The sequence below is a fragment of the Microbacterium yannicii genome (genome assembly GCF_024055635.1).
Lineage (GTDB): Bacteria > Actinomycetota > Actinomycetes > Actinomycetales > Microbacteriaceae > Microbacterium > Microbacterium yannicii.
In genome coordinates, this window is the sequence record NZ_JAMXMB010000034.1 from 20,398 (window position 1) to 42,449 (window position 22,052).

A 22,052-nucleotide genomic window follows, 5' to 3' on the forward strand; every position below is an offset into this window, starting at 1 on the left:
TACGGTGGAGGGCGTGGCACGCAAGATCTCGATCGACGACGGCCGCGCCGCGCTGAGCGCCGTTGCGGCGGCGGCCGCGGCATCCGTCCCACCCGTCCGCACCGACAATGCGACAGCGGTGCGGTATCTGCTGCAGCTGCTCGCCGAGAAGGCGCCCGGCAACTCGGTCGAGGTGCGGGTGCCGCCGTTCGGCGCGGTGCAGATCATCGAAGGGCCGCGGCACACCCGGGGCACGCCGCCGAACGTGGTCGAGACCGACCCTGCGACCTGGATCGCGCTGGCGACCGGTGCCGAGCAGTGGACGGATGCGGCAGCCGCCGGCCGCATCAGCGCCTCGGGCACGCGCGCCGATATCTCCGACCTGCTCCCGCTGCGTCCCTGACGGCTGCCGTCGTCGGCGTCCCTAATCGAGGAGCTCAGCGGCGGGGCATGACGACCGGCGTGCCGGTGCCGGGGTGCGGGAAGACGTCGACGGCCTGCCCGTAGACCTCCTCGATGGCGCTCGCCGTGAGCACCTCGGCCGGTGCGCCGGAGGCCACCACCCGCCCCCGCGAGAGCAGCGTCACGCGATCCGCCACGCCGAGTGCGGCGTTGAGGTCGTGGAGCACCACGGCGACCGCGGCGCCCTCGTCCGCGCGGTGGCGGGCGATGCGCAGGACGTCCTCCTGATGCTTGAGGTCGAGCGCCGCGGTGGGCTCGTCGAGCAGCAGCACGTCGCACCCCTGCGCGAGCACGCGGGCGAGCGCGGCCCGTGCGCGCTCGCCGCCCGACAGCGATGTGACGCCGCGAGCGGCGAGCCCCACGAGGTCGGTGACCTCGAGTGCCCGGGCGACCGCGGCGTCGTCGTCGTCCTCCGCGGCGGTGCGCGCCCACGGCGCTCGCCCCATCCGCACCACCTGCTCGACGGTGAACGGGAACGACACCGCGTTCTGCTGCAGCAGCACGGCGCGCTGCCGGGCCAGCTGACGGGGAGGGATGCCGCTCAGCGGCGTCCCGTCGAGGCTCACGTCGCCCGCGTCCGGCGTGATGTCACCGGCGAGCACGCCGAACAGCGTCGACTTGCCGGCGCCGTTCGGACCGACCAGGGCGTGCAGTTCACCGGCGCGGACATCGATCGCGGCGTCCGCCAGTACCGGTCCGGGCGCGCCGGCGGGAGTCACCGTAAGGCCGCGGGCGGCGAGGCGCACCGGGCCGGGCGCGGCGCCGGGCGAGGGTGTGGCGACCGTTCCGCTCATCCCCATCCTCCGGCCCGGCGGCGCGTCCGCAGCAGCAGCCAGAGGAAGAACGGGCCGCCGACCAGCGACGTGATCATGCCGATCGGCAGATCGGCGAGGGGGACGGCGGTCCGGGCGATGAGGTCGGCCACGGCGATGAGCAGCGCCCCGCCGAGCGCGCTCGAGATCATGAGCGGCAGATGGGCCGGACCGATCGCCATGCGCATCAGGTGCGGTACGACGAGCCCGACGAATCCGATGATCCCGGCGAAAGCCACAGCGGCGCAGACCAGCAGCGCGACCATCACGATCACCGTGACGCGCAGCAGCTCGACCCGCACGCCGAGGTGGCGTGCGGTGCGCTCGCCGAGGGCGAAGAGGTCGAGGCGACGCGCGACCGCGACAGCTGCCGCGACGCCGATGGCGACCAGCGGGGCGACGAGGGCGATGTTCTGCCACAGCGCGCCGTTGAGACTGCCGAGCTGCCAGAACACGATCTGCTCGCGCGTCGCCGTTGTACCGAGGAATGTGAGGAACGCGAGGCCGGCACCCGCGATCGCGTTGATCGCGATGCCGGTGAGCAGCAGCGTGACGACCTCGGTGCGCCCGCCCGACCGGCTGATGAGGTAGACGGAGAACACCGCGACGAGCCCGCCGGCGAAGGCGAAGGCCGGGGTGGTCCACATGCCGAACACGGCGAGTCCGAAGGTGAGGCTCGCGGCAGCCCCGAACGCGGCGCCCGATGAGACGCCGACCACCGCCGCGTCGGCGAGCGGGTTGCCGAAGATCGCCTGCATCAGCACGCCCGACACCGCAAGGGCGGCGCCGACCAGCAGCCCCAGCACGATGCGGGGCAGCCGGATGTCGAGGATCACGCCCGCCGCCATCGGCGCGTCGGGCGCCCAGGCCGTCTCGACGCCGACCGCCTGCAGCAGCACGCCCGCCACCTGCGTCGGCGTCAGCCAGTACTGGCCGAGGCCGAGTGACACGATCACGACGACCGCGATCGCCGCGGTGAGGGCCGCGACGACGATCGCGAATCGGCGAGCCCGGTGCGTCGTGGGCACCGCCGTCACCACCTCCGCCGTCGCGACGTCGGCCGTCACGACGCGGGTTCTTCGGTCGGCGTCGCCGCGGCGGGTGTCGGCGCCGGGGCATAGACCGCTCGCGCGAGCGCCCGGATGACGTCGGCAGTGCGCGGCCCGAAGCTCAGGATCTCGGCATCGGCCATATCGACCACTCGCCGATGCGCGCCGGCGGGAGTCTGCTGCAGAGCCGGGATGCGCTCGAGCAGCCCGTCGACCCCGCCGACCGACGCGAGACCGTCCGTCATCATCACCAGCACGTCGGGCTGCGCGGCGGCGAGCGCCTCGGCGGTCATCGGCTTCATGCCCTCCCAGCCGATCTCGCTCGCGACGTCGACGCCGCCGACGGCCTCGATGAGGGAGTCCGCGCCCGAGTCGCGGCCGAAGATGTAATACACGTTCGCGCTGCCCCGCACGTAGAGGAAGAGCATGCGGGGGCGATCGGATGCCGCGGCCGGCGCGATCGCACCGACTTCGGCGACTGCGCCGGCGACGTCGGCGTCGAGCCGGGCCGACAGGTCGTCGCCCCGGTCGGGAACGCCGAGCGCCGCGGCGATCTCTCCGACCAGTTCGGAGACGGTGTCGGCCCGCCGCTCGCTCGAGACCACCACGACGGCGATGCCGGCGTCGCGGAGCTGCTGGCGCACCTCCTTGGGGCCGATCGAGGTGTCGGTCAGCATCACCGTCGGAGCGAGCTCGAGGATGGCCTCGGGGTTGAGAGTGTGGCCCGACTTCGTCACCACCGGAAGGTCGTCGGTGCCGTCGAACGACGTCGACGAGTCGCGTCCCACCACAGCATCGCCCAGCCCGAGCCCGAACACCGTCGCGGCGATCGTGCCCGAGATGTCGACGGGCAGGATGCGGCTGACATCGGTGATCTCGACCTCGCGGCCCTCGGCATCCGTCACGGTCGCGGGCAGCTCCGGCGCCTCGTCGGCGGCGACGGCCTCGATCGCGTGCGACGCCAGGCACGCGGTCGATGGACCCGTCGTCGCGCGGGGATCGCCGACCAGGGTGAGGGACGCCAGAGGCCGGTCGGCGTCGGGGCAGTCGGCGTCGGCCGCGTCGGCGCTGGCGGCCGCGCAGCCCGACAGGATCACGGCGGCCGCGAGCAGTGCGATACCGCTCGCAAGACGTCCGGTGGCACGGTGAAGAGAGGTGGAGGAAAACATTAGGTGAGCCTTACCTTAGGCTTGACGTCGGCTGTGAAAGTGCCATACGTTCGAGTCGATATTAGGTTAGCCAAACCTAAGTGACCAACCCGAATCGCACTGATGCGCCGGTGCGCTTCGGCGATCCGGCGCCGGAGACACCGTGAACACGCAGCCGTTCCTCGAGCGCAGCCGGGCGCCCCTGGCCGCCCTCCTCGCCTTCCTGCTCGTCATCGCAGGAGCCCTCACCGCCGTCCCGGCCTTCGCCGCCGGGCCTGCCCTGTCAGCGCCGCCGCTTCCCCGCGACGGGGGCACGATCACCGTCACGGGAACCGGCTTCGCCGGCACCGCACCGGGCATCTACCTCGGGATCGGGCCGGCGGGGCTCGCCGGCTTCTACGCCGGCTCGTCGCAGATCACCGAGGTCGTGTGGATCGCGCCGGGCAATGCGGACGGCTCCTCCGGCATGGGCCGCACGGCCCCGATGAGCGTGGACGGCACCTTCAGTGTGCAGGTCGCGGTCCCCGCCCACACCGAAGGCGCGCAGTACGCGATCTACACCTCGAAGGCGCACGGACAGGGCTTCGCCGATCCGAGTCAGAACACCACGACCCCGCTCGCGTGGGAGGCGCTCCCCGCCGTCGCGACGGCAACGACGCTGACCGTCGATCCCGACGGATCGAGCCCGGCCGGCGCGAGCTTCACGATCCGCGCCGACGTCGAGCCTGCGGCATCCGGAACCATCACGTACTTCGACGGCGAGACGCCGCTCGGCACCTCGCCGGTCGGCGGCACGCTCACCATCAGCATCCCGACCGCCGGCACGGCCCTGCTGAAGGCCGTGTTCACGCCGGACGACCCCGCGGCCTTCGTCGGGTCCACGTCGGCTGTCGTGCCGTACGAGATCACCGCCGTACCGACCGCGCCGCAGCCGAAGCTCGTGCTGTCGAAGTCGACCGGCCTGGACCCCGCGGGGGAGACCATCACGGTGACCGGCACGGGATACAACCCGGATCAGCCCATCTATCTCGCCATCTGCACCGACATCCCGCTGGCAGAGCTCTCGTTCTCGTTCATCTCGGCCGGCTGCACGGTCGGGGCCAAGCAGGTCACGAGCACCCCGACGACACCGACGCAGGTGACATTCGGCGCCGACGGCTCGTTCACGACCGAGTTCCGGGTCGCGCCGAAGACCGGCTCGACTGCCGTCTACACCCTGGCGAACCACACGGCGATGAACGACCGCTCCCAGGACGCGAAGGTGTCGCTGACGTTCGCCGCACCGAAGCCGGTCGCCACGCTGTCGGTCTCGAAGACCGACGGCCTCGACCCGGCCGGAGAGAGCATCACCGTCACGGGAACCGGGTACGAGATCAACCCCGGCGGCATCTACGCGCAGATCGGCTGGATCATCGAGGGTGCGTGGACGCCGCTCTCGGCATCCGACACCCGCGCCTCGAACCGGTCCAGCGCCTTCGCTGCGCTCGTCGGCTCCGGTTACCCCGGTCAGCCCGCGTTCTCGGTCGCCCCCGACGGCTCGGGATCCTTCTCCTGGACGGTCACGGTCGACAAGGCGAAGCTCGACGCGAAGAAGTTCGAGGGCGGCACGCTCGCGGTGTTCACCCTCGGCTCGCACTCGAACTGGGTCCAGCCCGCGAACGAGCGTTTCGTGCCCCTCTCGTTCGCCGACCCCGAGCCCGTCGCCTCGCTCGACGTGACGGTGACGGATGCCGCGGCCACCGTCGGCGCGAAGATCCGCGTCGTCGGCAGCGGGCTCGGCGACGTCGCCGGCGCGTATGCGGCTGTCATCGAGAAGGGCACCGAGTCGCAGGTCACGGCGGCGGGCGGCTATACGGCGTTCGCGCTGCCGTTCCCCGCGGTCTCGGACGGGAACACGGACTTCACGGTCGTGGCGCCGACCGCGAGGCTCGATCGGACCAAGGAGTACGAGGTCCTCGTGTGGCGACAGCACTCGAATCCGACAGCCGAGACGATCTACGCCCGTGCCGGTGTGCCGTTCACCGCCGACCACTGGAAGAGCCTCTTCCCCGACGTCACCCCTCCGACCGATCCTGAGCCGCCGGTCGATCCGGCGACGCCCGTGACCCCGCCGCCTGCGGCGCAGGGCGGGGGCTCGCTCTCCTGGGCGATCTCGTCGAGCTTCGCCGACTACATCACCGAGGGCGCGGCGCACGGATCGATCGTGGTGACGGGCGGCGCGACGCGCGCCGGCGGGGTGTTCCAGTTCGGCCAGGCGACCGGCAGCACCTACGACGCGGCAACGGGCACCGGAACCGTCTCGTACAACGGCTCGGTGCGCTTCACCGGCCATGCCGGACTGCTCGACGTCACCATCGCTAACCCGCAGGTGCGCGTCACGTCGGCGGACGCCGCCACGCTGTCCGTCACCAGCGGCGGCTCGCAGGTCGCCTTCGCGACGCTCGACCTCGCCGCTGCCGTGCGCACCACGGCCAACGGCGTCGTCACGTACTCGCGTGTGCCCGCCGCCCTCACCGCGTCCGGTCGCAGCCAGGTGTTCCAGGGCTATACGACGCAGCTCGACCCGCTGACGTTCACCATCGGCGCCCCCGCGGCCGCGCCCGCCGGATCCACCGGCACCGTCGCGACGGCCTCCGCCACGACGCGCACGACCGCGCTTCCTGCGACTCCGCCCGCCTCCGCGGGCATCGAGTTGGACGATGACACGCTCACTGCCCTCCAGAAAGGCCAGCCGGTCACGGTGTCCGCATCGGGCTTCGCCGCGAACGAGGAGGGCATCCAGGTCGTGGTGTACTCGACGCCTACGCTCCTCGGCGAGGTCACGGCGGACGCCTCCGGCACCGCCACGTGGACCGGCTCACTGCCGGCGACCCTGCCCGCTGGCGAGCACACGCTGACCTTCCAGGGGTCCGTGGACCGCGGCATCCGCTTCACCCTCGCGCGGGCGGCGACGGATGCGGGGTGCGTCGTCGATGCGGCCTCCCTCCGCTGGGGCTTCAAGGAGAGCTTCCGCACGTACATCGAGGGCATCGCGGCGGGCGGCTGGGAGCTCGCCGACGTCGCGTACGAGTACCCCGAATACGTCTGGAACGCCGGCACGGGGACGATGGATGCCGCGGCCCGCACCGGCCTCGTGACCTACGGGGGCAGCATCCGCTTCACAGGACACGAGGGCGCGCTCGACACGACGCTGGCCAACGCGCGGGTCGAGCTCGCGGGAGAAACCGGCTACCTCGTGTTCGACGTCAGCGGCACGACGCAGGCCGGTGAGCCGGTCACCGCGGCCGGCGTCCGGTTCGCCGAGTTCGCCGTCCCCGACCTCGAGGTGACCGACGATGGGCTCGTGCTCGACGCCCTCCCCGCGACGCTGACAGAGGCGGGCGCCGCCGCGTTCGGCACCTACGCGGCGGGCGATGAGCTCGACGCCGTGTCAGCCGTGCTTCCCGTGACGGCGGACTGCGCCGTCGCGCCGGTCGCCGTCGAAGCCGAGACTCCGGTCGCCGAGGTGACGGAGGCCACCCAGGCCGAGGCGATCTCCGTCGAACAGGCGCGGGCGCCGGTGTGGCCGTGGGCGGTCGGGGGCATTGCCGTGGCCCTCGCCATCGGCGCCGTGGTCTGGATCGTGGTCACCCGCCGCCGTGCGACGGCCGGCGGCAGTGGAGACCAGACGGCCGCGTGAGGTCGGCCGTCAAGGGGACGGCGCCCGCGTGGCTTCCGCGGGCGCCGTCCCTTTCTCGTTCGCGGCGCGATCCGGGGCGTCGAGTGGGACAATGGATGCATGCCCGAGCACAGCCAGGACCACATCGAGACCGCGCGCGTGCGACGTGCGCCGAAGATCTCGGTGTTCCTCATCCTCGGCGCCCTGCTCGGCGTGCTCGTCGCGATGATCCTCACGTTCGCCTTCAACGGCACCGCCGAGGCGAGCCCCAACACCGGCGTCGAGTACTCGCAGGCCCAGGTGTTCGGCTTCCTCGCGCTGATCTGCGGCACCATCGGCCTGGCGCTCGGCGCCATCGTCGCGCTGATCTTCGACCGTCGCTCCCGGCGTCATACACACGACATCGCCGTCGGCCACTCGTCGGTGCACGTCGATCCGGAGCCGGGATCGAACGGTCACGGCTCCGCGCACTGACGCCGCGCGCTACGCCAGCTCGGCGATGATCGGGTGGATGGCGGTGTCGAAGGCCGCGACGTCTCCGCGCAGTCCGTCGGTGACGGCGACCGTGAGGGATCCGATCCACCACACGCCGCGCTGATTCAGCGGCAGCACCTGCACGTTGAGCTCGAACGAGTGCGCCCGCCGCCCGACCTGCCGCTCGTGCTCCGCGATCGCGCCGGCATACGCGCGATACGACGTGCCGGTGCTGTGCGAGGCCTCCTTGCGGTACCGCGCGTGGGCCTCCCGCGCGTACGCGAGAGCCTCGGTCGCATGCGGGATGAAGGCGGATCGCAGCTCGTCGCAGCCCTCGACGGGCAGCGCGAGCACGGTGTCGAATCCGTCGACCAGATCGAGGGGAACCTCTGACGGATGCGCCTGCGGCTCGACCGTCATCGCCCAGTACTGGCGCCACTGCCGTTCGAGCGTCGCCTGCGCCTCTTCCGACCGGTCGTTGGCCCGCGGCGGGATCCCGCGCAGGTGCGGCAGCTCATCCGGTGAGCGGATGCCGAGTACCTGACGCAGATAGAGCGCAAGAAGCACCGGCTGACCGGCGTCTTCGCGGATCAGCCACTCCGGTGCACCGGCGCCGCCCATGCCGTCCATTCTAGATCCGGCCTGCGACTCCCGCCCCGTTGCGCGGCATCCCGGTGCCCCGGGTTCCCACATCCGTGGCGGCGAGCGGGCGCGGGCGGCGTCGTCACCCGGCGTCCGTCCAGGTGCGTCGCCGGTAGGCTGGTGACCGTGGCCTCATCCGAACGCGATGCCCCCTCCCGCCCCGCACAGCCCGTGAACCCGTACACGGCTGCCGGCGTCGACACCGCCGCCGGCGACCTCGCCGTCGAGCTGATGAAGTCGGCGGTGCGCCGCACGCAGGGCCCCGAGGTGCTCGGGGGCGTCGGCGGATTCGCCGGGCTCTTCGACGCGAGCGCGTTCAAGGCCTACGACAAGCCGCTGCTGGCCACCAGCACCGACGGCGTGGGCACGAAGGTCGCCATCGCACAGGCCATCGACAAGCACGACACGATCGGCCAGGACCTCGTCGGCATGGTCGTCGACGACATCGTCGTGGTCGGCGCGAAGCCGCTGTTCATGACCGACTACATCGCCTGCGGCAAGGTGTTCCCCGAGCGCATCGCCGACATCGTCCGCGGCATCGCGGCCGGCTGTGCCGAGACCGGCACGGCGCTCGTCGGCGGCGAGACCGCCGAGCACCCCGGCCTGCTGGGAATCAACGACTACGACGTCGCGGGGGCCGCGACCGGCGTGGTCGAGGCCGACCGCGTGCTCGGCCCCGACCGGGTGCGCAGCGGCGATGTCGTGCTGGCGCTGGCCAGCTCGGGCCTGCACTCCAACGGCTACTCGCTCGTGCGCCACATCGTCGCCGGCGCCGGCATCCAGTACGGCGACAAGTCCGCCGACCTCGGGGCGACGTGGGGCGAGGCTCTGCTCGAGCCGACGCGCCTCTACACGCGTCCGCTCCTGCGTCTCATCGCCGACCACGGCGACCGGGTGCACGCGCTCAGCCACGTGACCGGCGGCGGCATCGCGGCCAATCTGGCACGCGTACTGCCGCAGGGCACGTGGGCCGAGCTCGACCGTTCGACATGGTCGCCGTCGCCGGTGTTCCGTGTGCTGGCGGACCTCGGCGACCTCGACCTCACCTCCACCGAAGGCACCTGGAACCTGGGCATCGGGTTCCTCGCCGTCGTGGCGGCCGACAAGGCGGAGGCCGCGGCATCCGCCCTCTCCCAGGAGGGCATCGCAACCTGGCAGGTGGGTGTCGTGCGCGACGGCGAGCGCCCGGAGGGGCACTGGGAGCAGGGCGCCAAGGGCGTCGACGGCGGCGCCGTGCGCCTCGTCGGCTCCTACGCCGACGACGCAGCACCTGCAGACCACCCGGCTCACTGAGCCGCCGGAACGACACAAACCCGGCTGAACGACACGCCGGCTGAACGACAAGACGGAGCAAGCGACACCCATGTGCGGAATCGTCGGAGTGGTGGGCCGTGGGTCTGCGAACCAGGAGATCTACGACGCGCTTCTGCTGCTGCAGCACCGCGGTCAGGACTCCACCGGCATCGCGACCGCCGAGCGCAACGGGGTCGTGCACCAGCACAAGACCCGTGGCCAGGTGCGCGAGTCCTTCCGCACCCGTGACATGCGGGCGCTGCTCGGCGAGATCGGGCTCGGCCACGTGCGCTACGCCACGAAGGGCACCGCGTCCAACGAGGAGGAGGCCCAGCCCTTCTACGTGAACGCGCCCTACGGCATCGTGCTCGTGCACAACGGCAACCTCACGAACACGCGGGAGCTCACCGAGGAGCTGTTCCACAAGGACCGCCGTCACCTCAACACGTCGTCCGACACCGAGCTGCTCGTCAACGTGCTGGCGAACGAACTGCAGGCGTCGATCTCGGGGCTCGAGCTCGACCCCACCCAGGTGTTCCAGGCCGTGAGCCGCGTGCACGACCGCGTCGAAGGCTCGTACGCGGCCATCGCCCTGATCGCGGGCTACGGTCTGCTGGCGTTCCGCGACCCGTTCGGCATCCGTCCGCTCATCCTCGGCACGCGCAAGCACGAGGACGGCCACTACGAGTGGGTCGTCACGAGCGAGTCGCTGGTGCTCGAGAACGGCGAGTTCGAGATCGTCCGCGACGTCGATCCGGGCGAGGCGGTGTTCATCGACCTCGAAGGCAACCTGCACACCCAGCAGTGCGCGACCGACCCGAAGCTCGTGCCGTGCTCGTTCGAGTACGTGTATCTCGCGCGGCCCGACTCGGTCATGAACGGCATCTCGGTCTATGAGGCGCGCCTGCGCATGGGCGACCGGCTCGCCGACACCATCGCGAAGTTCACCCCGCGCGAGGCGATCGACGTGGTCATGCCCATCCCCGACTCGTCGCGACCCGCCGCCATGCAGGTGGCCCGCAAACTCGGTGTGGAGTACCGCGAGGGCTTCTACAAGAACCGCTACGTCGGCCGCACGTTCATCATGCCGGGCCAGGCGGCGCGCAAGCGCAGCGTGCGCCAGAAGCTCAACGCGATGTCGAGCGAGTTCAAGGGCAAGAACGTCCTGCTCATCGATGACTCCATCGTGCGCGGCACGACGTCGAAGGAGATCATCCAGATGGCACGGGATGCCGGGGCCAAGAGCGTCACGTTCGCCTCGGCGGCGCCGCCTGTGCGTTACCCGCACGTGTACGGCATCAACATGCCCTCGCGTCAGGAGCTGGTCGCCCACGGGCGCACGATCCCCGAGATCGCGCAGGAGCTGGGAGCCGACTTCGTCGTGTACCAGGAGGTCGACGACCTGAAGGCGGCGATCCTCGAGGGTTCGGACGTCGAGGACCTCGACATGAGCTGCTTCGACGGCCGCTACATCACCGGCACCGTCACCGACGAGTACCTCGCCTGGGTCGAGGGCTCGCAGGAGAGCTGACGCTGCCCCGCGAGCCCTGACCGCGGGCGTGGCCTCGGGTCAGCGCGGGAGGAGCACCCGCACCTGACGGCGGATGTCGTCCACGATCTCGTCGACCGTGAGGGCGATGTTGACGGTGGCGGCCATGCCGACGAACATGATGGCCGAGACCACGTGTGCGAGCGTGGCAGCGTCTTCGGGACTCGTGCGCCCACCGCGCTGCAGCACGCTCGCGACCGCGTCTTCGGTCTGCACGGTAAGAGCGAGCGCCTCGCGGTGGTGGGGCTCTTCGGGGTCGCCGAACACGATCTCCCGCAGGTACGTGCGCCCGTTGTCGACCTGCACGCGATTGCACTCGACGACTGCCCGGATGATCGCGATGACGGCCTCGAGCGGATCAGCGACGCGCTCGGCCTCGGCCCTGCCCTCCGCGAGGGCGTCGACGTAGCTGGAGTTCTGCACGAGCAGGAGCAGCTCGCCCTTGTTCTTGGCATACAGGAACAGCGTGCCCGTGCCGATGTCGGCCTTGTCGGCGATCTGCTGCGTCGTGACGTCGTCCACGCCGTGCTCCAGGAAGAGCTCTCGAGCCGCGGCGGTGATGCGCTGAAGCTTGTCCTGCTTGTTGCGCTCCCGTCGACCGACCGGGGGAGTGTCGATGGCCATGACGTGATCCTCCCGGAATAAACGCTGACTGACTTCAGTTCTGATTGTAGTCAGAAATGTGTGGACTCGGATGCTCTCTATCCATTCTTCCACGGACGTTCCGCACCACCTCGGTGCCGATCTCGCTCAGCAGACAAAGGAATGCTCACATGCCCTCACTCAACGGAGCCGTCGTGCTCGTCACCGGAGCCAACGGCGGGATCGGGACGCAGTTCGTCCATGACGCGCTGGCTCGGGGGGCGAGCAAGGTCTACGCGACGGCTCGCAACCCGCGCGCGTGGGACGACGACCGGGTCGTGCCCCTCGCGCTCGACGTCACCGACGCGGCCTCCATTCACGCCGCAGCGGAGGCCGCCCGTGACGTGACGGTGCTCGTCAACAACGCCGGTGCTCTTCCCGCCACGGCGAGCCTGCTCACTGCCAGCCCCGACGACATCCGCGCCACGATGGAGACGAACTTCTTCGGGCCTGTCTTCGTGGCCCGCGCCTTCGCAGCGATCCTCGCCGCACGACCCGGATCCGTCCTGGTGGATGTGCACTCGGTGGCCAGCTGGTACGCCATGGGCGGGAGCTACAGCGCATCGAAAGCCGCCCTCTGGTCCGCCACGAACTCACTGCGGGTCGAGCTCGCGGCCGTGGGGGTCCACGTGATCGGCGTGCACATGGGCTACGTCGACACCGGCATGGCGGCACATGTCGACGGACCGAAGATGCTCCCCGAGGAGCTCGTCGCCCAGGTCTACGACGGCGTGGGGGCCGGGGCTTACGAGATCGTCGCGGACGGCATCTCGGCTCACGCGAAGGAGGCGCTGAGCGGCCCGGTCGAGGCGCTCTACCCCGAGCTGACGGCCCTGAGCATCGGGCGTCCGTGATGACCGCCGCGGTTCGGGTCGGGATCGGCGGAGAACCCGTTCCGAGCTGAGGTATGCGGCACCCAACCCGCAGACGACATCGAGGGCCGCGGCGCGCGCTGCCGCCCTCGATGTTCGTTGTCTGCTCCCGCGCCGCGTGGCGTTCACTCCCGATCATTGGGCAGGATGACCCGGGCTTCCTGAGTCATCGAGAGGACTGAAGCGAGCGCGATGGGGTCCCGGGTGTCCGCATCCACGCCCACGACGTCGCTACTGCCCTGACCTATGTCAACGGCTGGGGAATGTGCCGCCAGCCGGATGCCTGACCCCGCTGACGAACCGGTGTCTCGCCCGGCCACCTAGGGTTGATAGGTGAGCTCCTCCTCGTCCCGACCTCTCTGGCAGGTCCGAGCGCTCGCCCTCGTAGGCATCGTGCTGTTCGCCTTCTCGCTGCGTTCGGCAGTCGCGTCGCTGTCGCCGCTGTACGACCACATCGCGGTCGACTTCGACGTGCCGGCCGCGGTGATCGGCCTCATCGGCACCGCACCACCGGTCTGTTACGCGGTGTTCGGCCTGCTCACGCCGGCCCTCGAACGTCGATTCGGCCTGGAACGACTGGCGGTCGTGGCGATGGTGATCGTGGCGATCGGCCTCATCGTCCGCAGCCTTGCACCGGGCGACGGGGTTCTGCTCGCCGGCACGGCCCTGATCTTCGCCGCGGTCGGGGTGGGCAACATCCTGCTGCCGCCGCTCGTCAAGCGGTACTTCCCGGACCGCGTCGGTCTGATGACGACGGTGTTCTCGACGACGATGGCACTCGCGACCTTCCTGCCGCCGCTCGTGGCGGTGCCGGTGGCGGATGCCTCGGACTGGCACGTCTCGCTGGGGCTCTGGGCCGTCTTCGCGCTGGTGGCCACCGTGCCGTGGATCGGACTGGCCGTGCGCCAGGCGGGCGTCGAGAAGAGCCGTGCCGCAGCGGCAGCAGCGTCGGACGACGACATCGAGCAGCCGAGTCCACGCGCCTTCGGCCGCATGTGGCGGCTTCCGATCGCGTGGGCGCTGCTGGTCGGCTTCGCCGTGTCGAGCACCCTCGCCTACACCGCGTTCGCGTGGCTGCCGACGATCCTCGTCGACATCGCGGGCGTGACGCCCGCCGTGGCCGGCGTGCTGCTGGCGCTGTTCGGCTTCATGGGACTGCCGGCATCGTTGGCCGTGCCGCTGCTCGTCACGCGCGCCAACGCGACGCGGGTGCTGTTCGGCGTCGCCGTGGGTACGGGGCTGGCCGGTATCGCGGGGCTGCTCTTCGTTCCGACCATCGCGCCGTGGCTGTGGGTCGCGCTCTTCGGACTCGCGCCGCTGCTCTTCCCGATGATCCTGGTGCTCCTGGGGCTGCGGACCCGCACGCACGAGGGCGCGGTGGCGCTGAGCGGGTTCGTGCAGAGCGGCGGCTATGCCATCGCCGCCCTCTTCCCCGTCGGCATCGGGCTCCTCCACGACGCCACCGATTCGTGGACGGCTCCGCTCATCGTGCTCGCCGCCGTGGTGGCCGCCGCGATTCCCGCCGGCGTCGTGGCGGCGCAGCCGCACACCGTCGAGGACGACTGGGAGCGGCGACACGGCGCCTGGTGAGGCATCCGAAGCTCACAGACGGTTCGCGATATATCGTGTTACGGTCCCGGACGTGACCACTGCCGATCCTGCCGAGACCCCCGTGACGCCTGCGTCTCTCGAGACCCGCGTGCGCACCGACATCGCCGCTGCGGAGGTGCCCCACCGCCCGATTCGGCGGATGCTGCGCCGTGCGCGCGCCTGGATCGACGGGCATCCACGCCTCAACCGCGCCTATCGGTTCGGGGTCGGCACGGTCGGCGGCGTCCTCGCGGTGGGCGGGCTGCTGCTCGTTCCGCTGCCGGGGCCAGGCTGGCTGGTGGTCTTCCTCGGGCTCACCGTGCTCGGCACCGAGTTCCACTGGGCGCGGCGGACGGCCGCGGCGCTCAAGCGCATGCTCGACCGTTTCTGGGCGTGGTGGCGAGCACGGCGCGCCGCGCGCGCAGGCGACACGGCCTAGCGACGCGCGGACCGGGACCGCCACGGCGATGCCGGTATGCGGGCGCGCTACGCACCCCGCACCCGCGCACGAATGCGGGGTGAGGGTGCGGCGACGAAGGAGCCTACGCCTGCGACGACGACGAGACGGGCGAGGTCTCGTCCTCGTCTTCGTCGTTGTACTGGTCGGCCCACTTGTCGACGAACTCGTCGTCATGGTGACCGAGCTCGCGCTCGAGTGCCGAGTAGTTCACGTTGTACGTGTCGTACTTCAGCTCACGGGCGATCTTGGTGTGCTTCGCCTTCTGACGGCCACGCCCCATGCGAGACCCCCTCATTTAAGGTCGCGGGCTATTCTGCGGGCTCTGAGCCTCGCAAACCCGGGCATTCACGAATCCGGCTTCGAACCGGTAAGAGTAGCATTCAGGATAACACGGAGCCCCGGTAACCCGGCGGCTGCGGCCCCACCGGCGTAGGAGGAGTGCGGACATATGACCGATGAGGCATCCGAGCCGCAAGGCGATGCGACGACCGACGAGAGCCTGCACGGTGCGGTCATCGCGGGAGTGATCCCCGACCAGTCGCCGCGGGTCCTGAAGGAGGCCGCACGCTACGCGAAGCTGCTTCAGGTGCCGCTGGTCGTGGTCCACGTCGATGTCACCCGTTTCGTCACTTACGAGGACCCCGACGGGTACGTGCACTCGGCGCCGATCGACATCAACATCGCCGCAGGCGAGGGCGAGCTGGCGAAGGTGCAGGATGCTGCGGCATCCGTTCTCGAAGCAGCAGGGCCGCACTGGACCGTGCGCCAACTGGTCGGCGATCCCGCCATGGCGATCAAGAACTTCGCGGATCAGATCGACGCGCGGCTGATCGTCGTCGGCACCCGCAAGCGCGGTTTCGGCGAGTCGGTCCGCGAGTTCTTCACCGGGTCGGTCGGCGCGCGCCTGGCGCACCGGCAGCACCGGCCCATCCTGATCGTGCCTCTCGGCGAGCCGGTGCCCGACGACGAGGAGATCTGGCCCGCCTGAGCGGTCGACGCAGACGCACAAGGGTGGTCCCGCCGACGGCGGGACCACCCTGGTGCTTCGAGGAGCCTGTGCGAGCAGGATGCCGCGACTCAGCCGCGCAGCGTGCGCGTGATGTCGCGGGCGACGCGGTCGAGCTCGCTCGCGACCTGGTCGACGAGCGAGGCGGCGAGCTCACCGCCGCGCGCCACGTGCACGCGGACGTCGCCGCGAACGTTCGCGCGGAACTCGTTGACGACGGCGTCGAGCCGCTGCATCTGCTCGCGGCTGCGCACGCGCGGGTCGTCCTCGGGGGACGGCTGCGGCGTCGTCTTGCGCTCGTCGCGCGAGGCCGCCGCCAGATCGGCACGAAGGCTCTTCATCGCCTCGCGGACGCTTCCGCGCACCTCGTCGGCGATGAGACGCACCGAATCGGCGAGTCCGGCCTCGATGCCCTCGAGGTCGCCCGAGCGCGACTGCACCTCGGCGTGACCCGCCTCCGTGATCTCGTACACGGTCTTGCGGCCGTCGACGGACTTGGTCACGAGACCTTCCTCCTCGAGCTTCGCCAGGCGCGGGTAGATGGTGCCGGCGCTCGGGGTGTACGTGCCCCCCGTGCGGTCCGACAGGGCCTGCATGATGTCGTAGCCGTGGCGAGGCCCTTCATCGAGCAGGTTCAGCAGGTACAGGCGCAGATCGCCGTGTGAGAAGACCGGGGTCATCACACTTCTCCTCGGTCGAAACCGGCCGCCGCTTCACGGGCAGCCGACTCGTCGGCAGCCGTGTCGCCGGAGGGGGCGGGTGGAGCGGACGTGGTCGGTTCGGGTGCGGCCGCCGTGACGGGCGTGGCGTCCGGGGCAGGGGACGAGGCGCGGCGCAGCACCGTGATGTCGCCCGAGACGCTGTGTGCGCGGACGTCCGCGAAGCTGCCGCTCAGCTCGCCGACCGAGCCGGCGTAGTTCGTCGTCGGGCCCGCGCCATTGCCGCGGCGAACGACGCCGTCGACCTGGACGCGGCCGCTCACGCTGCGGATGACGTAGTTGGCCGGGTAGCCCTCGTCGAGCCGCACGGTCGAGCTGCCGCTCACGGTGTTCAGCCCCACCGAGAGGATCTCACCGGTCGAGTCGACCAGCACGGCACCCGACACGGTGTCGATCGTGGCCTTGCGGAGGGTCCCCGTCGCCGCGACGTCGCCCGAGACGCTGTTGGCGTTCAGCGCGCCGACGAGCTCGCGCACCTGCACGTCGCCCGACACCGCGTTGACCGACAGGTCGCCGGTGAGGCCGTCGACGATGATATCGCCCGAGACGGTGTTGAGCGAGGCGTCGCCGCGGAGGCCCGAGACGAGGGCGCTGGCGCTGACCACGCCGAGAGTGAGAGCGACGTCGCGGGGGACGGCGACGCTGATCTCGGCCTTGGGCCCGCCGGCTCCGAAGTTGCGGAACACCTCGAGGAAGTTGTCCCACCGCAGCTGCGGGTGGTCGATCTCGACGTGGTCCTCGGCCACCTCGATGCGGAGGTCCTTGACGGTGACGTCGTGGACTTCGATGCGGATGCCGGGCTCGTCGTGGGCGATCACGTCGATCTGTCCGCCGACGAGTCCGATCTTGAGCGTGCGCACGGTCTCGATGTCGATGACGCGCGTCTCGCCCGGGTGGATGATCCACTTCTCCAGGGTCATGACTGTATCTCCTGCGTATCTCTGGGGTGATCCGAAAATCGCGATATATCGCGTCTGAAGAGAGTAACACGATATATCGCGACTTTGTCAATGTCCGGTTCCGAATCTTCAGGTTCTTCCGGGTTTGGGGCGCACGGCGGACGTTCGGGGCGCACGCCGCGCGCCCCAAGTGCACGCCGCGCGCCCCAAACCCCGTGGTGACCAGGTGCGGACATTTGACATTGCCGCTACGTCAACCTTTAGCGTGGTGAGCGAACCACGAGAGGAGGCGACATGGGCGAGCAGGAATGGTCGATCCAGCAGATCGCGAAGCTGGCGGGCACCACCAGCCGCACGCTGCGCCACTACGACGACATCGGGCTGCTCCCGCCCTCGAGCATCGGCCACAACGGCTACCGGCACTACGACCGGACGGCGCTCGTGCGGCTGCAGCGCATCCTGCTCCTGCGCGAGCTGGGGCTGGGGCTTCCGCAGATCGCAGACGTGCTCGAGCGCGAGAGCGGCGAAGAGCCGGCCCTCGAGGCTCATCTGGCGTGGCTGCGTCAGGAGCAGGACCGGCTGACGCGGCAGATCGCGTCGGTGCAGAACACCATCGATGCACTGACAGGAGGTGAAGGACTGATGGCAGAGAACATGTTCGACGGCTTCGACCACACGCAGTACAAGGACGAGGTCGAGCAGCGCTGGGGAAAGAAGGCGTACGCCGACAGCGACCGCTGGTGGCGCTCGATGAGCGCCGACGAGAAGGCCGCGTGGCAGCAGCGTGTGGCCGACCTCGGCCGCGACTGGATCGCGGCCGCGGAGGCCGGGATCGCGCCCGACAGCGACGAGGCGCAGGCGCTCGCGAAGCGCCACGTCGAGTGGCTGACAGGGATCCCGGGAACGCCGGCATCCGCCCCCGGCGGAGATGTCAAGGGCTACGTGGTCGGTCTCGGCGAGATGTACGTGGCCGACCCGCGCTTCGGCGCCAACTACGCGACGAGCGAGGGCGGCACCCGCGGCGCCGAGTTCGTCCGTGACGCGCTCCGCGTGTACGCGGACGCGCAGCTGTAGTACGGCAGTCAACCCCGCGAAGACAGACGGATGCCGCGGCCCACTTCGGCCGCGGCATCCGCTGTCTTCACATCTGTGGTGCAGATCAGGTGTTGCGGTTCCCGCTGATCACTCTGAACAGGAATGCGATCAGCGCGATGACTCCGACGATGATGGCCACCCACAGCAGCCAGCTCAGTGCGGAGTTGAGGCCGCCGACGATCGCGAGGACGATCGCGACGACGATGATGATGATCAGGGCGAGGTTCATGGGAGGTTCTCCTTCTGCTTCGTCGATGCACGGGATGCATCGCATGCCTCGTGGGCATGAACCGACACTGGCACCCTGGCGGCGGCGTCCGTAGGGGCTTGACGGCGCTGGTTTTCCGGTGATAAGTCGCCTGGAAGCCACGACTAAGGCCGGGCGGCGGGGATGTCAAGCCCCGTGAGAGAGCGCGCGTGCGGCCGTATTTTCGCCGATATGAGCACACCCTCCGATCCGACGACCGCCCACCACGACGGCTCGTTCCCCGCGCAGGACCAAGAGCAGCCGGGCCTGACGGACGAGACCACGCCCGAGCCCGATCACGGCGAGAACTCGTATCGCGGCGCGCAGCGCCTGAGCAAGCGGCGGGCGCTGATCACGGGCGGCGACTCGGGCATCGGCCGTGCGGTGGCGATCGCCTTCGCGCGCGAGGGCGCCGATGTCGCGCTGACGTACCTTCCCGAGGAGCGCGAGGACGCGGACGAGACGGCCCGCTGGGTGACGGACGCCGGGACTCGCGCCCTGCCGATCGTCGGAGACCTCCGCGAGGAGGACTTCTGCGCCGAGATCGTCGACCGCGCCATCGGCGAGTTCGGAGGCCTCGACGTGCTCGTGCTGAACGCCGCCTACCAGAAGGACCGCGACGGCATCGAGAACATGGAGACCGGCGAGTGGGACCGCGTGTTCCGCACCAACCTGTACGCGCAGATGTTCACGGTGCGTGCGGCGGTTCCCCACCTGCAGCCCGGGTCGTCGATCATCGTGACGACCTCGATCCAGGCGTTCAACCCCTCGCCCGGACTCATCGACTATGCGATGACCAAGGCCGCGCAGGTCGCCTTCATCAAGGCGCTGGCGCAGGAGCTGGGGCCGAAGGGCATCCGTGTGAACGGCGTCGCCCCCGGGCCCATCTGGACACCGCTCATCCCCGCGACGGGATGGGATGCCGAGCGCCTGGAGTCGTTCGGCCAGGACACGCCCCTGGGCCGGGCGGGTCAGCCCGCGGAGCTCGCTGGTGCCTATGTGTACCTGGCCAGCGACGACGCGACGTACACGTCCGGGGCGATCCTGCCGGTGACCGGGGGAAAGGGCTTGTGACACCCGCCCACGAGGCGGTGACCGAAGGAGGAAGCCATGCCAGGAGGACGCGGGTCGAACCTCAAAGACCGCGACATGTACGAGGAGCTGCGAGATCAGGGCGCCTCGAAGGAGAAGGCCGCGCGCATCTCGAATGCCGCCGCGAGCCAGGGCAAGAAGACCGTCGGCCGTCGGGGAGCGACGGCGAAGGACTACGACGATCGCACCGTGCCCGAGCTGCGCAAACGCGCGAAGGAGCTCGGCCTCAAGGGGTACTCGGGCAAAAAGAAGTCCGAGCTCATCTCGATGATCCGCAACCACTGACCGCCTGGTCGCCGGACCCGTCGCCGCATGCGCCGTGGCGTATTCCCACGCGCTCCGCGGCGGGCCCGGCGAGCCGGGGAGCGTGATCGGATGGCGAAACTCGTCCGCTCGCGGCCCTACGAGGATCCGGGCTTCCGGCGCCTGCGCTCCGGATCCGGGTTCCGGTACGTCGATGCCAAGGGTCGTCCGCCGGCGGCCCGGCAGCTGGACCGCATCCAGGGACTGGTGATCCCGCCGGCGTGGCAGGACGTGTGGATCAGCGCGCGACCCGATGGGCATATCCAGGCGGTCGGCGTCGATGACGCGGGTCGCCGTCAGTACGTCTACCACCCGGACTGGACGGCGGGACGAGACCGCGGCAAGTTCGCGCGGGCGCTGGCGCTCGCCGAAGCGCTGCCCCGCGCGCGCGCCAGGGTGACGACATCGCTGCGGCGGGACGAACTGGACCGCGAGCGGGTGCTGGCGGTCGCCTTCCGGCTGCTCGACGACGCCGCGCCGCGCATCGGCTCGGAACGCTACCTGGCGGCGCACGGGAGTCGGGGCCTCACGACCCTGCAGCGACGCGACGTCGCGTCGATGGCCGGGAGCGTCGTCACCTTGTCCTTCCCCGGCAAGAGCGGCAAGCACCAGCTCCTCGACATCGACGACGCCGACCTGGCTGCCGTCATCGAGCTGCTCGCCGCCGGACGGCCTCGCGCCCCCCTGCTCGCGTGGCAGCGCGGCTCGCGCCGCGTGGGGCTGACGCCCGCCGAGGTGAACGCGTACGTGCGGTCGCTCACGGGTGGCCGGTTCACCGCGAAGGACTTCCGCACCCTGAGGGGCACCATCATCGCCGCGGAGTCCCTGGCGCGCATCGGCACGGTCGACACCAAGACCGACCTCAAGCGCGCGGAGGTGCTGGCGGTGCGCGCGACAGCCGAGGCCCTCGGCAACACGCCCGCGGTCGCGCGCGGCTCGTACATCGACCCGCGCGTGTTCGCCCGGTATCGCGACGGCCACCTCCTGGATCTGTCGATCACTCCCGAGTCCGCGATCCGCGGTCTGCTCCGCCCGGGCCGCTGAGCCCTTCGGCCGGCTCAGGGACCGATGGGCTCCGGATGACGACGCCCGCTGCACCACCCGGTCGCTGAGCCTGTCGAAGCGCGCGTCGACAGGCTCAGGGACCGGAGCAGGCTCAGGGACCGTGGCCGTGGGCTCAGCGGGCGTGGGTCCCGGAGTAGCGTGAGGGGATGCCGCAGCCCGTCGACCCGCGCGTGCTCGGGGCGACCGTGGCGGGCGGTGCGGTCGGCGTGCTGGCGCGTGCGCTCATTCTCCAGCCCGTCGGCGATCCCAGTGCCGTCGCCTGGGTGACATTCGGGATCAACGTCGCCGGATCGCTGCTGCTGGGCGTCGTGGTCGGCTGGCTGGACGACCGCCGTCCGCTCCTGCGGGCGGCCCTCGGCACGGGGGCTCTGGGCGGCTTCACGACCTACAGCGCGTTCGCCGTGGCGACGGCGCTGTGGATCTCGACGCCGTGGCTCGCGGCGGGGCTGGCCGCGGCATCCGTCATCGCAGGTGTCGGCGGAGCGATCGTCGGACTCTTCCTCGGACGCCGGATCTCGGACCGGCCGGGCCGGGTCGAACTTCCCGAGGACGCCGAGTGAGCCCGTGGCTTCTGCTGGCAGCGCTGGCCGGCGGTGCCGGCGCGGGCCTTCGCTACGTCGTCGACCGGCTGCTCACGCCGGCGGCCGGCATGCGGTTCCCGTGGGGGATCCTCGTGGTGAACGTCTCGGGATCCCTCGCACTCGGCGTGATCACCGGGCTCGGTGCCGCCATCGCACCCGAGCTGTCGCTGGTGCTCGGGCTCGGTCTGCTCGGCGGCTACACGACCTTCAGCACCGTCTCGGTCGAGACCGTGCTGCTCGCCCAGCGGAGACGTCGGCGGGATGCCTTCCTCAACCAGCTCGGCACGCTCGCGCTCGCGGTGCTCGCCGCAGGGCTCGGCGTGCTGTTCGGCGCCTGGCTCGCGGCGGCCTGAGGCCAGCCGGGCTCAGGAATCTCATATGAGAACAGCATGAAATACTGACAACCGATACATCT

24 protein-coding genes are annotated in these 22,052 nt (G+C 70.5%); 15 read left to right on the forward strand and 9 right to left on the reverse strand.

The annotated features are described in order from the left end of the window. Window positions 1–13 precede the first annotated feature (13 nt). Window positions 14–382 carry a sterol carrier family protein gene (locus NCG93_RS14005; protein ID WP_194412055.1) on the forward strand — a complete coding sequence of 123 codons (369 nt, stop codon included), beginning with the start codon at window positions 14–16 and terminating at the stop codon, window positions 380–382. Window positions 383–416: 34 nt separating this feature from the next. Here the strand turns inward: NCG93_RS14005 and NCG93_RS14010 are convergent, their stop codons facing one another. From NCG93_RS14010 to NCG93_RS14020, 3 genes are read right to left on the reverse strand one after another with little or no spacing between them, the layout of a single operon-like run. Further along, on the reverse strand, window positions 417–1,235 hold the full coding sequence (locus NCG93_RS14010) for a heme ABC transporter ATP-binding protein (protein WP_206687271.1): 819 nt from the start codon (window positions 1,233–1,235) through the stop codon (window positions 417–419). Further along, a complete protein-coding gene (locus tag NCG93_RS14015) occupies window positions 1,232–2,320 on the reverse strand; it encodes a FecCD family ABC transporter permease (protein ID WP_194412053.1) in 1,089 nt (362 codons plus the stop codon). Before NCG93_RS14015 ends, NCG93_RS14010 begins: the two co-directional genes overlap by 4 nt. Then, window positions 2,317–3,471, reverse strand: coding sequence for a heme/hemin ABC transporter substrate-binding protein (locus NCG93_RS14020; RefSeq protein WP_194412052.1), 1,155 nt, complete (start codon window positions 3,469–3,471; stop codon window positions 2,317–2,319). The genes NCG93_RS14015 and NCG93_RS14020 overlap by 4 nt, the downstream gene beginning before the upstream one ends. Window positions 3,472–3,613: 142 nt before the next feature. Here NCG93_RS14020 and NCG93_RS14025 point away from each other — a divergent pair, with 142 nt between their 5' ends. Beyond that, entirely contained in the window at window positions 3,614–7,129 is a 3,516-nt protein-coding gene (locus tag NCG93_RS14025) for an HtaA domain-containing protein (protein ID WP_194412051.1), read from the forward strand. A 99-nt stretch (window positions 7,130–7,228) separates the two neighbouring features. Continuing rightward, a complete protein-coding gene (locus tag NCG93_RS14030) occupies window positions 7,229–7,582 on the forward strand; it encodes a potassium transporter Trk (RefSeq protein ID WP_194412050.1) in 354 nt (117 codons plus the stop codon). A 9-nt stretch (window positions 7,583–7,591) separates the two neighbouring features. Here the strand turns inward: NCG93_RS14030 and NCG93_RS14035 are convergent, their stop codons facing one another. Further along, window positions 7,592–8,203, reverse strand: coding sequence for a zinc-binding alcohol dehydrogenase (locus NCG93_RS14035; protein ID WP_194412049.1), 612 nt, complete (start codon window positions 8,201–8,203; stop codon window positions 7,592–7,594). A gap of 147 nt (window positions 8,204–8,350) precedes the next feature. Here NCG93_RS14035 and purM point away from each other — a divergent pair, with 147 nt between their 5' ends. Then, complete coding sequence (gene purM / locus NCG93_RS14040) at window positions 8,351–9,517, forward strand: phosphoribosylformylglycinamidine cyclo-ligase (RefSeq protein WP_308212174.1); 1,167 nt, start codon at window positions 8,351–8,353, stop codon at window positions 9,515–9,517. 70 nt (window positions 9,518–9,587) lie between these two features. After that, complete coding sequence (gene purF / locus NCG93_RS14045) at window positions 9,588–11,048, forward strand: amidophosphoribosyltransferase (protein ID WP_194412048.1); 1,461 nt, start codon at window positions 9,588–9,590, stop codon at window positions 11,046–11,048. Window positions 11,049–11,087: 39 nt separating this feature from the next. On the opposite strand, the gene NCG93_RS14050 is transcribed toward purF, so the two are convergent. Further along, window positions 11,088–11,690 carry a TetR/AcrR family transcriptional regulator gene (locus NCG93_RS14050; protein ID WP_194412047.1) on the reverse strand — a complete coding sequence of 201 codons (603 nt, stop codon included), beginning with the start codon at window positions 11,688–11,690 and terminating at the stop codon, window positions 11,088–11,090. A 149-nt stretch (window positions 11,691–11,839) separates the two neighbouring features. Between NCG93_RS14050 and NCG93_RS14055 the strand changes: the two genes are divergently transcribed. The 3 genes from NCG93_RS14055 to NCG93_RS14065 all read left to right on the forward strand — a co-directional run bounded on the left by NCG93_RS14055 (window position 11,840) and on the right by NCG93_RS14065 (window position 14,609). Continuing rightward, window positions 11,840–12,562 carry an SDR family oxidoreductase gene (locus tag NCG93_RS14055; protein ID WP_194412046.1) on the forward strand — a complete coding sequence of 241 codons (723 nt, stop codon included), beginning with the start codon at window positions 11,840–11,842 and terminating at the stop codon, window positions 12,560–12,562. Window positions 12,563–12,913: 351 nt separating this feature from the next. Beyond that, entirely contained in the window at window positions 12,914–14,170 is a 1,257-nt protein-coding gene (locus tag NCG93_RS14060) for an MFS transporter (RefSeq protein WP_194412045.1), read from the forward strand. A 52-nt stretch (window positions 14,171–14,222) separates the two neighbouring features. After that, on the forward strand, window positions 14,223–14,609 hold the full coding sequence (locus tag NCG93_RS14065; protein ID WP_252787559.1) for a TIGR02611 family protein: 387 nt from the start codon (window positions 14,223–14,225) through the stop codon (window positions 14,607–14,609). A gap of 103 nt (window positions 14,610–14,712) precedes the next feature. On the opposite strand, the gene NCG93_RS14070 is transcribed toward NCG93_RS14065, so the two are convergent. Further along, window positions 14,713–14,910 carry a DUF3073 domain-containing protein gene (locus tag NCG93_RS14070; protein WP_194412044.1) on the reverse strand — a complete coding sequence of 66 codons (198 nt, stop codon included), beginning with the start codon at window positions 14,908–14,910 and terminating at the stop codon, window positions 14,713–14,715. A gap of 168 nt (window positions 14,911–15,078) precedes the next feature. Between NCG93_RS14070 and NCG93_RS14075 the strand changes: the two genes are divergently transcribed. Continuing rightward, window positions 15,079–15,618 (forward strand): universal stress protein, encoded by a 540-nt coding sequence (locus NCG93_RS14075; protein WP_194412043.1) that lies wholly within the window; start codon window positions 15,079–15,081, stop codon window positions 15,616–15,618. An 89-nt stretch (window positions 15,619–15,707) separates the two neighbouring features. Here the strand turns inward: NCG93_RS14075 and NCG93_RS14080 are convergent, their stop codons facing one another. Both NCG93_RS14080 and NCG93_RS14085 read right to left on the reverse strand, forming a co-directional pair. Further along, window positions 15,708–16,316 (reverse strand): PadR family transcriptional regulator, encoded by a 609-nt coding sequence (locus NCG93_RS14080; RefSeq protein ID WP_194412042.1) that lies wholly within the window; start codon window positions 16,314–16,316, stop codon window positions 15,708–15,710. After that, on the reverse strand, window positions 16,316–17,275 hold the full coding sequence (locus NCG93_RS14085; RefSeq protein ID WP_194412041.1) for a DUF4097 family beta strand repeat-containing protein: 960 nt from the start codon (window positions 17,273–17,275) through the stop codon (window positions 16,316–16,318). The genes NCG93_RS14080 and NCG93_RS14085 overlap by 1 nt, the downstream gene beginning before the upstream one ends. 273 nt (window positions 17,276–17,548) lie before the next feature. Here NCG93_RS14085 and NCG93_RS14090 point away from each other — a divergent pair, with 273 nt between their 5' ends. Next, window positions 17,549–18,328 carry a MerR family transcriptional regulator gene (locus NCG93_RS14090; protein WP_194412040.1) on the forward strand — a complete coding sequence of 260 codons (780 nt, stop codon included), beginning with the start codon at window positions 17,549–17,551 and terminating at the stop codon, window positions 18,326–18,328. Between the two features lie 85 nt (window positions 18,329–18,413). Here NCG93_RS14090 and NCG93_RS14095 read toward each other — a convergent pair whose 3' ends face one another. Next, window positions 18,414–18,578 (reverse strand): hypothetical protein, encoded by a 165-nt coding sequence (locus NCG93_RS14095; protein WP_194412039.1) that lies wholly within the window; start codon window positions 18,576–18,578, stop codon window positions 18,414–18,416. A 210-nt stretch (window positions 18,579–18,788) separates the two neighbouring features. On the opposite strand from NCG93_RS14095, the gene NCG93_RS14100 reads away from it, so the two are divergent. From NCG93_RS14100 to NCG93_RS14120, 5 genes are all read left to right on the forward strand, one after another. Then, window positions 18,789–19,670 carry an SDR family oxidoreductase gene (locus NCG93_RS14100; protein ID WP_194412038.1) on the forward strand — a complete coding sequence of 294 codons (882 nt, stop codon included), beginning with the start codon at window positions 18,789–18,791 and terminating at the stop codon, window positions 19,668–19,670. 36 nt (window positions 19,671–19,706) lie between these two features. After that, window positions 19,707–19,973, forward strand: coding sequence for a DUF7218 family protein (locus NCG93_RS14105; protein WP_194412037.1), 267 nt, complete (start codon window positions 19,707–19,709; stop codon window positions 19,971–19,973). A 90-nt stretch (window positions 19,974–20,063) separates the two neighbouring features. Then, the gene (locus NCG93_RS14110; RefSeq protein WP_194412036.1) at window positions 20,064–21,035 is read left to right on the forward strand and encodes a DNA topoisomerase IB; all 972 of its coding nucleotides are present in this window, start codon (window positions 20,064–20,066) and stop codon (window positions 21,033–21,035) included. Between the two features lie 167 nt (window positions 21,036–21,202). Then, entirely contained in the window at window positions 21,203–21,616 is a 414-nt protein-coding gene (locus NCG93_RS14115) for a fluoride efflux transporter FluC (protein ID WP_194412035.1), read from the forward strand. Next, window positions 21,613–21,990, forward strand: a complete 378-nt coding sequence (locus NCG93_RS14120; protein WP_194412034.1) for a fluoride efflux transporter FluC — start codon at window positions 21,613–21,615, stop codon at window positions 21,988–21,990. Before NCG93_RS14115 ends, NCG93_RS14120 begins: the two co-directional genes overlap by 4 nt. Window positions 21,991–22,052 lie beyond the last annotated feature (62 nt).